Raw genomic sequence first — 13,789 nt, 5'->3', positions numbered from 1 at the left:
AGGGTTGCCCCCGCTCCGTGCGCCTCTGTCAGGCGGGCGCCGCAGCGTGTTCAGATGTGCCCAACTTTCGTCAGGAAGGGGGCACATACGTGCAATGGAAGAACCTGGGTGAACACACTGTGTATGAGAACCAGTGGCTTCGGGTCAACCTCGCGGACGTGGAACTGCCCGACGGCCGTCATCTGGACCACTATCTGATCCGGCTGCGTCCGGTGGCGATGGCCACGGCGGTCAACGAGCGGAACGAGGTGCTGCTGCTCTGGCGGCACCGGTTCATCACCGACAGCTGGGGCTGGGAACTCCCGGCCGGTGTCGTGGAGGAAGGAGAAGACCTCGCCGAGGCCGCGGCCCGCGAGATGCTGGAGGAGACGGGGTGGCGGCCGGGACCGCTGGCCCACCTCATGACCGTCGAGCCCTCCAACGGGCTCACCGACGCGCGGCACCACATCTACTGGGCGCAGGAAGCCACGTTCGTCGGGCATCCCGAGGACGACTTCGAGTCCGACAAGCGCGAGTGGGTGCCGCTCAAGGAGACGCCCGACCTCATCGCACGGGGTGAGGTCCCGGCCGCGAACATGGCGGCCGCGCTGCTGATGCTCTACCGGCTCCGTTTCGGCTGAGCCTGGCGAGGGCCCGGCTCCGGTGGAGCCCGGCCATGGCTCTGCTTCGACGCTTCGACGGAGCCCGCCGAAGGGCCCGGTGAGGGTCCGGTGAGGGCCCAGGGCCCGGCCACCGGCCGGAACCCGCGGACAAGGACGTGCGTACTGCCGTGCCGACGGGCCGCGGCCCGTTCCGGCGGCAGCCGCGCTGGCCTCGCCCACGAGGGACCGGCCGGCTGGTCCGCGCCGTGCCGCACGGCCCGCTCCGCCCCGCCCCGGCGAGGGTGGGAAGAGGCGCGGGGGCGCCTGGCGCCGGGCGCGGGAGGGCGACGGGACGACGGTGCGACGTGCGGGATCAGTGGCCCGAGGTGCCGCCGCCCCGCAGGAACGCGTCGCCGTTCTGGGCGATGTGCGCCTCCAGCGCCGCGAGCGCCTGCTGTACGTCGGCGGGCGAACCGCTGCCGCGCTGCTGTGCGTAGTAGGCGGCGCCGAGCTTGCGCAGCAGATCGTTGCCGGAGCGCTGCGCCTGGACCTCGCCCACCTTCTCCTTGCCCTGTGCGAGTCCGCGCTGTGCCTGTTCCTTGGCCCTGTCGAGGAAACCTGCCATGGCCCTGCCTCCCGGTGCTTCTGGTGCGGAGAGGGGTGAGTGCCCTCGACCCGCCAACGTATGCGGTGATCAGCGGGTTCCCGGGCCGCCGCTCCGGACACCGCACCGGTCGGGGAAGGCGCGCGGGTGACACGGCTCCGTGATCATGCGCGGGACGCATAGTCACTGGCGGGCGCGCATTTCACGCGCCGGGTCATGAGTCTTAGCGTGGGGCGCATGACAACAGGCGATCCCGTTACCGGCGCCGCGCGCACGGCGCCGTCGGCGTCCGCGGCGTCCACTGCCCCCACGGCGGGCGGCGCTGGCCCCCTGCCGGGCGGGGCGCCCGGTGGCCGGGCGCGGCTCGGTGCCGTCGGCATGGTGATCGGGAGCGCGCTCTCGCTCCAGTTCGGCTCGGCCGTCGCCGCGACGCTGTTCCCGCGCGCGGGCGCGCTGGGCGTGGTCGCGCTGCGGCTGGTCTTCTCGGCCGCCCTCATGCTGGCCGTGTGCAGGCCGAGGCTGCGCGGGCACTCGCGCGCCGACTGGGCCGCCGTCGCCGGGCTCGGGATCGCCCTCGGCACCATGAACTCGCTCTTCTACCAGGCCATCGACCGCATCCCCCTGGGCGCAGCGGTCACCCTGGAACTCCTGGGCCCCCTGGTGCTCTCCGTCGTCGCGTCCCGGCGGCTGCTCAGCCTCGTGTGGGCGCTGCTGGCGCTGGCCGGGGTGTATCTGCTGGGCAGCAGCGGGTTCGACGAGCTGAACTTCGCCGGGGTGGGCTTCGCGCTCGCCGCGGGCGGCATGTGGGTGGCGTACATCGTCTTCAACTCGCGCACCGGTGCCCGCTTCCCCAAGGCGGACGGGCTGGCCCTCGCGATGGGCATCGCGGCGCTGGTCAGCGCGCCCCTGGGCATCCTCGACGCGGGCGGCGCGCTGCTCGACCCGGTGACCCTGGGGCTCGGTGCCGCGGTGGCCGTGCTGTCGTCGGGGCTGCCGTACACCCTGGAGCTGTTCGCCCTGCGACGGCTCCCGGCCGCCACCTTCGCCGTGCTGATGAGCCTGATGCCCGTGGCCGCGACCCTGGCGGGCTTCCTGGTCCTCGACCAGCGCCTGAAGCCGCTGGAGCTGGTCGCCATCGCGCTGGTGATAGCGGCCAGCGCGGGCGCGGTCCGCACCTCCCGCACCACGTGACCCGCGCCCGTGCGGGGCGGGCCCGCGCCCACGAGGCGGCGGGCCCGCCCCGGGGACGCCATAGGGTGAGGCGGTGAGCGAGCGGGAGACGGAGACGGTGACGTGGGAAGAGGCCGAAGAGGGCACGGAGACGGGCGCGCGGGCGCGGACGCACCGGGCACGGTGGCGGTCCGAGAGCGGCGCACGTCCGCCCGCGCGGGTGCGCGTCGCCGACGACCGTACGACGGCCGACGCCGCCTACAAGCTCGCCTGCGAGGGCACGGCGCTCCTGTGGCGCGGTGACTTCCACGGCGCGCGGCAACTGCTGAGCGCGCTGGGCCGCCGCGTCGACCGCAAGCCCGCCAAGCGGGGCGCCGACGCGCGCGAGAGCTTCCATCTGCACCGGCAGGCGCAGTCCCGTCGCGCCCGGATCCTCGGCATGCTGCTGGTCCCGCTGGAAGCGGACCACACCGTGCCGCTGCGCCGCGCCCCTGACGTGCGGGAGGCGTGCGCCGAGGCGTACGGGCCGCCGTCCCCCGACGAGGGGCCCTCCGTGCTCGCGCTGCGCGAGCTGCTCGGCCTGGTCGGGGCGCACGAGTGGAGCCGCAAGGGGGTGGAGATCCCGGCGCTCGGCGGTGACCGGGTGCATCCGGCGTACGGGGTCTTCTCGCCGGTGCGCGGCGAGTACGTCGACCTGGTGGCACGCGCCCCGCTGCCCGGGGGGACCCTCGCCTACGACATCGGTACGGGTACGGGCGTGCTGAGCGCGGTCCTGGCGCGGCGCGGTGTGGCGCGGGTGGTCGCGACGGACCAGGACCCGCGCGCCCTCGACTGCGCCCGCGCGAACCTGGGGCGGCTCGGCGTGGCTGACCGGGTGGAGGTCGTCGCCGCGGACCTCTTCCCGGACGGGACAGGCGCCCCTGGCACTCCCGCCGCCCCCGCCGCCTCGCTGGTCGTCTGCAACCCGCCCTGGCTCCCGGCCAAGCCCACCTCGCCGCTGGAACACGCGGTGTACGACCCGGGCAGCCGGATGCTGCGCGGCTTCCTCGACGGTCTGGCCGCGCGGCTCGCGCCCGGAGGAGAGGGCTGGCTGATCCTCTCCGACCTCGCCGAGCAGCTGGGCCTGCGGAGCCGCGAGGAGCTGCTCGGCTGGATCGGGGGCGCGGGGCTGCGGGTCGCGGGCCGCGAGGACATCAGGCCGCGGCACCCGCGCGCCGCCGACCGCGACGACCCGCTGCACGCGGCCCGCGCCGCCGAGGTGACCTCGCTGTGGCGGCTGCGCGCGGCCGGGGAGCCCGCGTAGCCACGTCGGTCCAGCGCCGCCTCGCGTCACGCCTCGCGTCTCGCCTCGCCTCGTCGGAAACCGGATGCTCATCTCGCCCGAAGCGACCCCCGCTCGGCCCGGCGAGGCGGCGCGGAAACGTGGTACTCGCCACGCTTCGCGCCCCTGGACGGCTCTTCCGGAGTCCGTTCGTCCGTGATCGCCACCTGTGTGCCCGTTCGGCCCCGGAGCGGGGGAAGTTGAAGCGGGAACAACTCATTTACGATCTCTTTGCCGGCTCCCGAGGACGCATCACCCCAGTCGCCCTCGGCCTCAAGGGGAACGACGGGTTCAGTATGATCACCGGACTTGATGGCGACTGCTGGACGCGGGCGGCTGACGCGGTCTCAGTGGAACTGAACCGCGAGCGCGCCGCCGCCGTCATCACCGTCATCGGGCCAGGGCCGGAGTACGAGGACCCGTACGGGGGGCCGGGCCCGGCTGCGGGAGACCGGAGGGGCGGGTCGTCCGCCCGTCGGCCCCTGCAACTCGTACGCCCCCACAACCACATCGCAGTCCGCCACCCCGGCGCCGATCCGGGTGCGCGGAAGCCACTGCCGCTGCACCGCGGCAGATCCTCGGCTCCCCGGCCGGAACGGCGCGAGAGCGCCGTGGACCGGCAGGACATCGTTAGGCAAGAGAGAAAGGCGGTCACCCCATGGGCCTCTCGCTGCTTCCGCGCAGGCGGTCGAAGAGCGGCGGCAGAGGAGCGGGGCTGCTGTCCAGGGTTCCCCTGACAGCCGGAGTCCTGGCCCTCGAAGTCGTGGACCCGATCGGGCATCCGCTCAACGGCGCCGACGTCACGATCAAGTCGAACACCAGCGGGCGACGGGTGATGAAGGGCCGCACCGACCCGTACGGCATGTTCAACGTCGCCCTCCCGCCCGGCCGTTACGCCGCGCTGATCACCGTGGACGGGCTGCTGCCAGGCCAGCGCACGGTCGAGGTGACGGCGGGCGAGCAGGAGCTGGAGCGCGTCGAGCTGGAACCGGCGCGTCCGCTGGAGCCCCCGCAGCCCGGCGTGTGGCTCTTCGACCCGCCGCACACCGCGATCCGCTTCATCGCCCGGCACGTCGGCATGGCCAACGTGCACGGACGCTTCACCCGGTTCGACGGCGGGCTGCGCATCGGTGAACGGCCGGAGGACTCCTACGTCGAGTGCACCATCGACGCCTCCAGCATCACCACGGGCAACAACACGCGCGACAACCACCTGCGCTCGGCGGACTTCCTGGACGTCAAGAACTACCCGTACATCCACTTCGCCAGCAACCGGTTCGCGAACCGCGCGGGCAACAAGTGGTCCGTCCAGGGCACGCTGACCCTGCACGGCGTCAGCCGCTCCGTCGCGCTGGAGACCGACTACCTCGGCTTCGTCAACGGCGGCTACGGCGAGGAGCTGCGCTGCGCGGCCAAGGCGACGGCCGAGCTGCACCGCGAGGAGTACACCCTCAACTGGCGGAACATGCTGGCCAAGGGCATCGCCGTCGTGGGTCCCACCGTCCAACTGGAGCTGGACATCCAGGCGATGTACCGCTGCCCGGACACCCCGACCCCGCCCGACTGACCCTCGCGCGCCACCGCTTCTCCGGGCCGTCCGCCGTGTGCGGGCGGCCCGGTCCTTTCGTCCGGAAAGCTCGGCGGGCGCACCCCGGTCGCACCCCGGGTGCCCGCCATCTTTGCCCGCGCGGCCGGAGCGGAGGTGACCGCTCCGCGTTCTCCTGATGAGGGGGGCGCCCACCCCGGGCGCCGGGTGGTGGTGGGGGGAGCGAGGAGCCCTGACATGAGGTTCATGCTGCTGATGTACAGCCGCCAGGAGGACTGGGACGCCGTGGGCGCCGTGGGCGAGACGGCGTGGTCCCGGGAGGCGCTCCAGGAGATGGGCGCGTCCATGGAGACCCTGAACAAGGAACTGGCCACGGCGGGCGAACTCCTGGACACGGGCGCCCTGGCGGCCCCCTCCACGGCCACGGTCGTACGGGCCAGGCCGGGCGGCTTCCCCGAGGTCGCCCAGGGCAGGCATCCGGACACGGGCCCCGGCGTCCTCGTCTGGTACTGGGTCGTGGACTGCGCGGGGCGCGAGCGTGCCATCGAGATCGCGGCCCGCGCCTCCGCCGTGCCCGGCCGGGGCGGCAGCCACGGGAACACGCCCGTAGAGGTGCGGCCGATGGTGGACGAGGCACCGGTGCGGACGGTGTAGGCGCGGGCGTGGACGGGTCGTGGACGGGGCGTGGTGCGAAGGTTTCACGCCAGGGTGTGTGGCTACCCGGCGAACATGGCTGACAAGAAGACGAGTTCGCACGCGACCACCGGCAAGGCCGTGACGTCGGCGAAGGGCAAGACGGCCGGGAGCGGCACGAACGGGAAGGTCCCCGAGGGCGTCGAGGACGTCGGCAGCGTCACGCCGGGCGAGGCCAAGGACGCCGCGGCGGCCGGCAGGAGAAGGGTGGCCGAGGCGGCGGGCACGACGGGCCGCGCCGGACAGCTCGTCTCCCAGGGCGCCGCGGTGGCCAGGGAGAAGGCGGCTGCCGTGCCCGGCAAGGCGGTCGCGACGGCCGGCACAGCCTGGACCGTCCTGCGCGCCCGCAAGGCCGTCGCGATAGCGGCGGGCACCGGGGTGACGGCGGTCTGCTCCGCCTCCTACCTCGCCGGACGGCACGCCGCGAAGAGCGGCTTCGGCCCCCTGACCCGGGCGACCGGGGGCAGGATCTGACCCGCCCCCTTCGCGGGCCCGGACCTCCCCCGCCGCGCCCGCGCGCCCGGTTCCCTCGGCGCCCACGGCTTCTGCCGTGGGCGCCGAGGTGTGTGCGGGGAAGGGAGGGGGCGGGACGGGCCGGGCCGCGAAAAGGGATATGGGCGTACGAACCATTGGGCTGAGCGGAGGACGCGGCGGCGGTGCGCCTTGGTGGTCCCGTACGCGCGGCTGAAGATGCGTTTCGGGCCCACGGGCGTTTCCAGGGGCCTGGCCTCCGCCGTGGCGGGGCCTACCGGAAACAGGGAATGAGGAATCGATGCGCAGAGCAGGAAAGGCCGCCCGTACGGGCCAGACGGCCGCGTTGACCGTGTCGGCGGCGCTGCTGGGCAGCGTGCTGGCGGCCCCGGCACTGGCCGCGGCTCCGGCCCCGGCGCCCGCCGCCAAGCGGACCGCGACATGTGCGGAGATGAACACGCAGCTCTGGTCCTTCAAGGCCGAGCAGGTCGTGGCCGAGTGCCACGCCAAGCGCGCGGCCCGCGCGGCCGAGCGCGCCAAGCTCGTCGTCGGCAAGGCCCCCGGCAAGGAGGCCAAGAGCTACAGCCGTACAGCGCCGAAGCGCGCCCAGGGCTTCGCCGACCAGGCGATGGCGGCCAAGAACCCCTCGCGGGCGGCGAACAGGGCGTTCCGCACCTCGCAGGAGGCGGCGGCGCTCAGCGGCGCGATCGCCCCGGCCAAGAACCGTCCCCAGAACCGTCCTCAGGGCGCGGTCCTCTTCGCCACGACCGAGGACAAGGGCTTCTCCGGCAACGGCCTGGAGGCCCGCCAGGCCGCCAGGAACGCCTGGAAGGCCGCCCGTCAGGCCAGCAAGGCCCAGGGCAAGGACCGCCGCCTGAACATCGCCGCCGACCGCGCGGAGCTCCAGGCGTGGAAGACGGCGCGCACGGCGGGCTGGATCAAGTAGGCGGGACCCGTACGGGTACGGGTCCACGAGTCCACGGGCCCGCACGGCGCGGAACCGGTGACACCGGCGGCACTTGACGGCACCCGACGGCGTCGGACGGTGTCGGACGAGCCGGTGGAACCGTGGGAGAACCGGCGCGGGGACGGGAGCAGACCCGTCCCCGCAGCCGTGCGGCCTGCGGGTTCGCGTGGACGAGCGCGCGCCGGGCGAAGACCGGCGCGCGGTGCTCCGCACACGTGCCTTCGCGCACGCGGGGCACGCCTGTCCGGTCTCCCCCTCTGGTACCCCACGGTGTCGCCGGTTCGGGTCACAGCGCGATCAGCCGCTCTACGGGCCGGGAGAGGCGGGGCATGCCCTTCGTCGACAAGCGCCGTCACGTGCGGCCCTCCACGCGCCGGACCGGTGAACGGCCGGTCGGCCGCGTGCCACGGGGCCATCGTTCGCGGCGGTACCGGCACGCTCACCGAAGGAGGGCTCCAGTGGCCCCCATCACCCAGATCCTCGCTCACGTGCACACCGCGGACGTCGGAGGCGCCGACACCGGCGCCTGGGTCTATCTCGGCATCGGCGGACGGGAGTTCGTGGTCGACAGCACCGGCGCCGACTTCTCCGTGGGCGCCAAGCAGGACTTCCGGTTCGGCGACGGCAACAACCTTGAGGAGCCCGAGTACAACGACCCCCGCACGCCTCCTCTGGACACCGACGATCTCGACTACTTCCCCGTCTACCTGCGCTTCGAGCCCGCCGGGAGCAATCCGCCCTGGTGCGTCGAGTGGGTGAAGGTCACGGTCAACCCGGAGTCGGGCCGGTCCCTGAGCTACATCCATCCGAGCCTTGAGGGCGAGACGGACCGCAACAGGATCTGGCTGGACGACAGCTATGGCAAGGCCTTGTACCTGCGGCCCGAGCATCTCCTCACGCCGAGCGCCCGGTCGGTGAAGTGACCGGCCGGTGAAGTGACCGGACGGCACGCCTGCCCGGTCGCCGGGCCCTGCCTCTCGCCGGGTCCGGCTGCCCGCTCGCACGCACGCCGTGGGCCCGCTCCGGAACCCCGGAGCGGGCCCACGGTCTGTGGGGTGTCAGCGCCGTCGGCGCGGGGCGGTCAGGCGTTGATGGTGAAGCTGCCGTCGTAGTTGGCCTGGCGGAGGCCGCCGGTGAACGCCTGGGCGGCGCAGTTGACGCCCTCCTTGACCAGATCGACCTGGAAGTCGCCGTGGATCTTGCCGCCGAGGAAGGCGCCGTCGGTGACGTTCCCGTCGACCTTGGCGGTGTTGAACATCTGGCCGGTGATGGTCAGGGAGAGGGACGACTTGAGGGTCTTGCCCTCCTTGGTCTTCCAGGTGACGGTGCCCGATCCTGTGGCGGGTGTGGAGGAGCCGCCGACCTCGCAGGACATCGGCACGTTGAAGGAGCCGTTGAAGGTCGCCGTGGCGATCTCCGAGCCCTTCGCTGTGGCGCCGGTGCAGGAGTGGTCGCGCCCGTTGTACTGCACGTTGGTGTCGCGGGGGACGGGGACGGGGGTCAGTCCGGGGGAGAACTGGGCGGTGCCGCCCGCCTGGCAGGAGACGCTCGCGGCGGCGGCTCGGGGCGCGGCGTCTGGGGACGCGGCCTGGGCGGTGGGGACGACGAGGACGGCCGCGCTGGTGGCAGCCATGACGGCGAGCACACGGGCAGGACGAAGACGCATGCGCTGAGGCATGAATGTTCCCTTCTCGGGTCGAATATCCGACTGCTACATAAGCCGCTCCTAAACTGCCAACGCAATATATGAGGTCGCATAGCCACTCATACCAGTGAATACACCCTTATAGGGGGTTCGGGATGCTTGAACGGGTTTCCTCCGAGGCAGCCTGACGCACGGGGACACGGCGAATCCAGGCTGCGATACGAGACACAGGGGTGCTGTGCATGAACCAGGACGACGCCAGCGAGCCGGAGCCGGAGCCGGAGCCGGAGCCGGAGCCGGAGCCGGAGCCGGAGCCGGAGCCGGAGCCCGAGCCGGAGCCCGAGCCGGAGCCGGAGCCGGAGCCCGAGGCCGAGCCGGAAGCAGAGCCCGAGCCCGACGCGGAGCCAGAGCCCGAGCCAGAGTCCGAGGCGGAGCCGGAAGGGGAGCCGGAGCCCGAGCCGGAGCCCGAACCTGAACCCGAGCCAGAAGGAGAACCCGAGCCCGACGCGGAGCCGGAACCCGAACCTGAGCCAGAGGCCGAGGCGGACCCGGAACCCGAGGCGGAGCCGGAACCTGAGCCAGAGTCCGAGGCGGAGCCCGAACCTGAGCCTGAGTCCGAGGCGGAGCCGGAACCCGAGGCAGAGGCGGAGGCCGAGGCCGAGCCGGAAGCAGAGCCCGAGCCCGAGGCGGACCCGGAGCCTGAGCCGGAGGCTGAAGGGGAGCCGGAGGCTGACGCGGAGCCGGAGCCCGAACCTGAGCCAGAGGCCGAGGCGGACCCGGAACCTGAGCCGGAGTCCGAGGCAGAGGCCGAACCCGAGCCGGAGGCTGAAGGGGAGCCAGAGCCCGAACCTGAGCCAGAGGCCGAGGCGGACCCGGAACCCGAGGCGGACCCGGAACCTGAGCCGGAGCCCGAGGCGGAGCCGGAACCCGAGCCGGAGGCTGAAGGGGAGCCGGAGGCCGACGCGGAGTCGGAGTCCGAGCCGGAGGCTGAAGGGGGGTCGGAGCCAGAGGCGGAGCCGGAGCCGGAACCCGAGGGTGAGGCGGAGGCCGAAGCCGAGACTGAGCCCGACGTGGAGCCCGAAGGGGAGGCGGAGCCGGAAGCAGAGCCAGAGCCCGAGACGGAAGCGGAGGTCGGAGAGTCGGGTGCCGAGGAGTCCGAGTCCGAGTCCGAGGAACTGGAAGAGGGCGAGGTCGCCGGTGGGGAACAAGAGGGCGGCGAGGGCGAGGAGCTAGAAGAAGGTGAGATCGCCTCCGAGGCGTCCCCGGAATCCGGAGCGGAAGAGGGCGAGGAACTGGAGCAGGGGGAGGTGGCGGAGGAACCGGGTGCGGGCTCAGAAGGCCAAGAAGGCCAAGAAGGCCAAGAAGGCCAAGAAGAAGGCGCGGTCGTCGAGCCGACCGATACGGATCAGGTGCACACCGAAGCCGTGCACAAGGACGACGAGGTGATGCGGATCGAGAACGGTATCCCTCAGTACAAGAACTCCCGCGGCAACTGGGACGTAAAGCCGGTGGAGGAGCAGAACGAAGCAGAGCTTGAGAAAACGATCGAGTGGCAGAAAGGCGAGCTGAAGAGGCGCGAGCTGGCGACGAAGCCGAAGAGTGAAAGGATCAAGGCCGCCGTCGCGGGCCTGGACCCGCGCCAGTACAAGCGGATCGGGTTTACCGACCGTATCCCCGACCCCAGCAACGGGGACCCCACGAACGCGGTCACTCTCGCCGCGCTCAACCACGCTCTCGGGCACAAGCCCGGTTACGGCATCACGAGCCTCGATCAGAAGGTCAAGCTCACGCCCAAGCAGGAGGAAAAGTTCAAGAAATTCCTCTCCGATCGCTTCGTGCCGTTCTACTCCACTAACAAGAGCCAGCACATGAGTGACATCACCGCTGCGAACAAGCTCACGAGCCTGACCCAGGAAAGGAGCGTCAAGGACATCGCATCAGTGATCAAGAAGGGTGGGCCGGGTAATGACGTAGGGCTCCAGAAGAATATGCTGAAGCATTTCCAGAAGGAACACGTCAAGGCGCAGGAGCGTTTGAAGCGTCTCAAGAAGCGGGGCAAGCCCGCCAAGAGCTGAGACCCGCTCCGGGCGCCCCGCCCTGTCCCGCCCCCGCCCCGAAAGCGCCGGAAACACAGACCGCAAAACACAGACCGCACCCGGCCCGTCACGACACCGGACAGGGTGCCGTGCGGGCCGGGTGCGGGCATGTGGGCCATGCGGTCACGGGGACCGCGGGCCAGGGGCCCAGCAGGGCTCAGCCCTTCTTCGTCTCCCAGAAGATCTTGTCGATCTGGGCGATGTAGTCCAGCGCCTTCTGGCCCGTGGCCGGGTCGGTCGAGCCCTTGGCCGCGCTGAGGGCCTTGAGGGTGTCGTTGACGAGCTGGTGCAGCTCCGGGTACTTCTCGAAGTGCGGCGGCTTGAAGTAGTCGCTCCACAGGACCGAGACGTGGTGCTTGGCCAGCTCGGCGCGCTCCTCCTTGATGGTGGTGGCGCGCGCACGGTAGTGCGGGTCCTCGTTGGCCTGGTACTTCTCCTGGACGGCCTTGACCGACTCGGCCTCGATACGGGCCTGGGCCGGGTCGTAGACGCCGCACGGCAGGTCGCAGTGGGCGCTGACCTGCACCTTGGGGGCGAACAGGCGGGAAAGCATAAAGCGTCCTTCCTCGTGATCGTCTTCTCACGTGCGAGATTACTCCGTGGGGGAAGCCTTTTCGCGTGTGCCCCCATGGGCTTAGGACAAAAGTCCAGTCTTGTGCTGGGACTGGCGGAGGAAGGACCGGAGGCGGAGGGCGACATGCCGGAGCGGGCGCGGGAGCAGGGCCAGCCTGGGCAGGGCGGGGCCGGTCCGCTGCGGAGGATCGGGCTCGCGGAGGTCTACAACCCCTCGATGCTGCCCACGCTGCGCCCCGGTGACCAGCTCATCGTCAAGTGGGGCGACGCCGTACGGGCGGGGGACGTCGTGGTCGTGCGGCACCCCTTCCAGCACGACCTGCTCATCGTCAAGCGCGCGGTCGAGCGCCGCGCCGGGGGCTGGTGGGTCATGGGGGACAACCCGGCCGTCAGGAACGACAGCAGGGAGTTCGGGGCTGTTCCGGACGAGCTGGTCGTCGCCCGTGCGTGGGTGCGGCTGCGTCCGCCGCGCGGGATTCAGCCCAACGTGTCATCCGTGGCGGGCTGGGTGCTGGGTGCCGTGCGTCCGCTGGTACGGGTGCGCCCGCTGTCGCGGGTACGGCCGCGCTCGGCCTCCGCCGCGCTCTCCAGGCGCTTCCGGGCGCGGTAGGCGGCCACGTTGGCGCGGGTCGCGCAGCGGTCCGAGCAGTAGCGGCGCGAGCGGTTCGTCGACGTGTCCAGGTAGGCGTTGCGGCAGGGGTCGGCCTGGCAGACGCCCAGCCGCTCCACGCCCAGGTCGGTGAGGTGGAAGGCGAGGCCCATGCAGGCGGTCGCGGCGTATCCGGCGGTGGCGTTGGGCGCGTAGTCGGCCAGGTGCATGTGCCAGCGCGGGCGTCCCTCCTCGTCCAGGAACTCGTGCCCCGAGATCTGCGGGCTCGTCGGGAACTCCATCAGCAGCGAGTTGAGCAGGTCGACCGCGCGTACCTCGTCGCCCTCTGAAGCGGCCCCGAACACCGCGCGCAGCCGGGTGCGGACGGCGCGCAGCCGGGTCACGTCGGCCTCCGTGGCGCGCCGGGCCATCTGCTGGAGCGGACCGAACAGCTCGCGCACGGACTCGACCGTGGTGAGGGAGTCCTCGCCGCGCTCGGGCCGCTCGGTGTTGACCAGGCGCACCGCCATGTCCGAGTAATAGTTCAGTTCCACTTGTGGTCCTTACGGCTGCGGTCTAAGGTCGGTCAAGGTTAGTAATGGATGACTATGGTTTGAGGGTATTACGCCAAGGAGGGTTCATGTCGGTACGTACGGACGGGAACGCGGGACAGGCCGATCACGCCGAGCACGTGAACGGCCGGACCTGGCAGACGTGGCAGGACAGTTGGGACCGCCAGCAGGAGTGGTACCTCCCCGACCGCGAGGAGCGGTTCCGCGTGATGCTCGACATGGTCGAGGCGCTGGCCGGGCCCGAGCCCCGGGTGCTCGACCTCGCCTGCGGTACGGGCAGTATCTCGGACCGTCTCCTGAAGCGGTTCCCCGGCGCCCGCAGCGTAGGCGTCGACCTCGACCCCGCCCTGCTCACCATCGCGCGCGGCCACTTCGCAGGGGAACCCCGGGCCCAGTTCGTCACCGCCGACCTCGGCGACCCGGCCTGGGTGGACAAGCTCCCCGAGGGCCCGTACGACGCCGTGCTCACCGCCACGGCCCTGCACTGGCTCCAGACGGAACCGCTGCGCGCGCTCTACGGGCAGATCGGCGGCGTCCTGCGCGAGGGCGGCGTCTTCATGAACGCCGACCACATGCCCGACGAGTCCACCCCGCGCATCAACGAGGCAGCGCACGCCTTCGACAAGGCCCGCCGCGAGCGCGAGCGGGAGGGCGGCAGCCAGGACTGGATCGCCTGGTGGCAGGAGATGGCGGCCGACCCTGAGCTGTCCGGGGTCGTCGCCGAGCGCTACCGCATCTTCGGCGACCCGGCGGCGGGCGACCACGCGCACGGCGAGGTCCAGTCGGCGGCCTGGCACGCCGAGGCGCTGCGGTCCGTCGGCTTCGCCGAGGCCCGCCAGGTCTGGTGCTCCCCGGAGGACGGGCTGGTCCTCGGCCTGCGCTGAGCCTCCCCGGGTGCTCAGGCTGCGGGGGCGCCTCCTCCCGGTGCCGTGGGAGGAGGCGCCCCCCGCCGCCGCATAGG

The 13,789-nt window shown here is 72.0% G+C and carries 14 protein-coding genes and 1 pseudogene; 11 read left to right on the top strand and 4 right to left on the bottom strand.

Annotated features, from left to right (window positions below; translation table 11 throughout):
• Positions 1 to 89 precede the first annotated feature (89 nt).
• Positions 90 to 620 (top strand): NUDIX hydrolase, encoded by a 531-nt coding sequence (locus tag ACYVOO_RS34915; RefSeq protein ID WP_461019738.1) that lies wholly within the window; start codon positions 90 to 92, stop codon positions 618 to 620.
• Positions 621 to 954: 334 nt separating this feature from the next.
• On the opposite strand, the gene ACYVOO_RS34910 is transcribed toward ACYVOO_RS34915, so the two are convergent.
• Positions 955 to 1,206, bottom strand: a complete 252-nt coding sequence (locus ACYVOO_RS34910) for a hypothetical protein (RefSeq protein WP_453345416.1) — start codon at positions 1,204 to 1,206, stop codon at positions 955 to 957.
• A gap of 216 nt (positions 1,207 to 1,422) precedes the next feature.
• Between ACYVOO_RS34910 and ACYVOO_RS34905 the strand changes: the two genes are divergently transcribed.
• The 7 genes from ACYVOO_RS34905 (at position 1,423) to ACYVOO_RS34875 (ending at position 8,276) form a co-directional block, all read left to right on the top strand.
• Complete coding sequence (locus tag ACYVOO_RS34905; protein ID WP_461019737.1) at positions 1,423 to 2,376, top strand: EamA family transporter; 954 nt, start codon at positions 1,423 to 1,425, stop codon at positions 2,374 to 2,376.
• Between the two features lie 97 nt (positions 2,377 to 2,473).
• Positions 2,474 to 3,658: a methyltransferase gene (locus tag ACYVOO_RS34900; protein ID WP_461019766.1), complete on the top strand. Its 1,185-nt coding sequence runs from the start codon at positions 2,474 to 2,476 to the stop codon at positions 3,656 to 3,658.
• Between the two features lie 676 nt (positions 3,659 to 4,334).
• Entirely contained in the window at positions 4,335 to 5,243 is a 909-nt protein-coding gene (locus tag ACYVOO_RS34895) for a YceI family protein (RefSeq protein WP_461019736.1), read from the top strand.
• Positions 5,244 to 5,459: 216 nt separating this feature from the next.
• Positions 5,460 to 5,876, top strand: coding sequence for a YciI family protein (locus ACYVOO_RS34890; RefSeq protein WP_461019735.1), 417 nt, complete (start codon positions 5,460 to 5,462; stop codon positions 5,874 to 5,876).
• Positions 5,877 to 5,951: 75 nt separating this feature from the next.
• Positions 5,952 to 6,389, top strand: a complete 438-nt coding sequence (locus tag ACYVOO_RS34885; protein WP_461019734.1) for a hypothetical protein — start codon at positions 5,952 to 5,954, stop codon at positions 6,387 to 6,389.
• A 298-nt stretch (positions 6,390 to 6,687) separates the two neighbouring features.
• Entirely contained in the window at positions 6,688 to 7,332 is a 645-nt protein-coding gene (locus tag ACYVOO_RS34880) for a hypothetical protein (RefSeq protein ID WP_461019733.1), read from the top strand.
• 479 nt (positions 7,333 to 7,811) lie between these two features.
• Positions 7,812 to 8,276 carry a hypothetical protein gene (locus tag ACYVOO_RS34875; protein ID WP_461019732.1) on the top strand — a complete coding sequence of 155 codons (465 nt, stop codon included), beginning with the start codon at positions 7,812 to 7,814 and terminating at the stop codon, positions 8,274 to 8,276.
• Positions 8,277 to 8,434: 158 nt separating this feature from the next.
• Here ACYVOO_RS34875 and ACYVOO_RS34870 read toward each other — a convergent pair whose 3' ends face one another.
• On the bottom strand, positions 8,435 to 8,986 hold the full coding sequence (locus ACYVOO_RS34870; RefSeq protein ID WP_461019731.1) for a hypothetical protein: 552 nt from the start codon (positions 8,984 to 8,986) through the stop codon (positions 8,435 to 8,437).
• 254 nt (positions 8,987 to 9,240) lie between these two features.
• Here ACYVOO_RS34870 and ACYVOO_RS34865 point away from each other — a divergent pair, with 254 nt between their 5' ends.
• Complete coding sequence (locus tag ACYVOO_RS34865; RefSeq protein WP_461019730.1) at positions 9,241 to 11,073, top strand: hypothetical protein; 1,833 nt, start codon at positions 9,241 to 9,243, stop codon at positions 11,071 to 11,073.
• A gap of 178 nt (positions 11,074 to 11,251) precedes the next feature.
• On the opposite strand, the gene sodN is transcribed toward ACYVOO_RS34865, so the two are convergent.
• Entirely contained in the window at positions 11,252 to 11,647 is a 396-nt protein-coding gene (gene sodN / locus ACYVOO_RS34860; RefSeq protein WP_461019729.1) for a superoxide dismutase, Ni, read from the bottom strand.
• 144 nt (positions 11,648 to 11,791) lie between these two features.
• Between sodN and sodX the strand changes: the two are divergent.
• Positions 11,792 to 12,235, top strand: a pseudogene (gene sodX / locus ACYVOO_RS34855) (nickel-type superoxide dismutase maturation protease); the annotation flags it as partial.
• Here sodX and ACYVOO_RS34850 read toward each other — a convergent pair.
• Positions 12,145 to 12,810 (bottom strand): CGNR zinc finger domain-containing protein, encoded by a 666-nt coding sequence (locus tag ACYVOO_RS34850; protein WP_461019728.1) that lies wholly within the window; start codon positions 12,808 to 12,810, stop codon positions 12,145 to 12,147. The pseudogene sodX and the gene ACYVOO_RS34850 overlap by 91 nt on opposite strands.
• Positions 12,811 to 12,896: 86 nt before the next feature.
• Here ACYVOO_RS34850 and ACYVOO_RS34845 point away from each other — a divergent pair, with 86 nt between their 5' ends.
• A complete protein-coding gene (locus ACYVOO_RS34845; RefSeq protein WP_461019727.1) occupies positions 12,897 to 13,712 on the top strand; it encodes a class I SAM-dependent methyltransferase in 816 nt (271 codons plus the stop codon).
• Positions 13,713 to 13,789: the final 77 nt, after the last annotated feature.

Source organism: Streptomyces daliensis (assembly GCF_054782395.1).
Note: the sequence above shows the minus strand (reverse complement) of the source record. Positions and strands in the feature narration are given on the sequence as shown.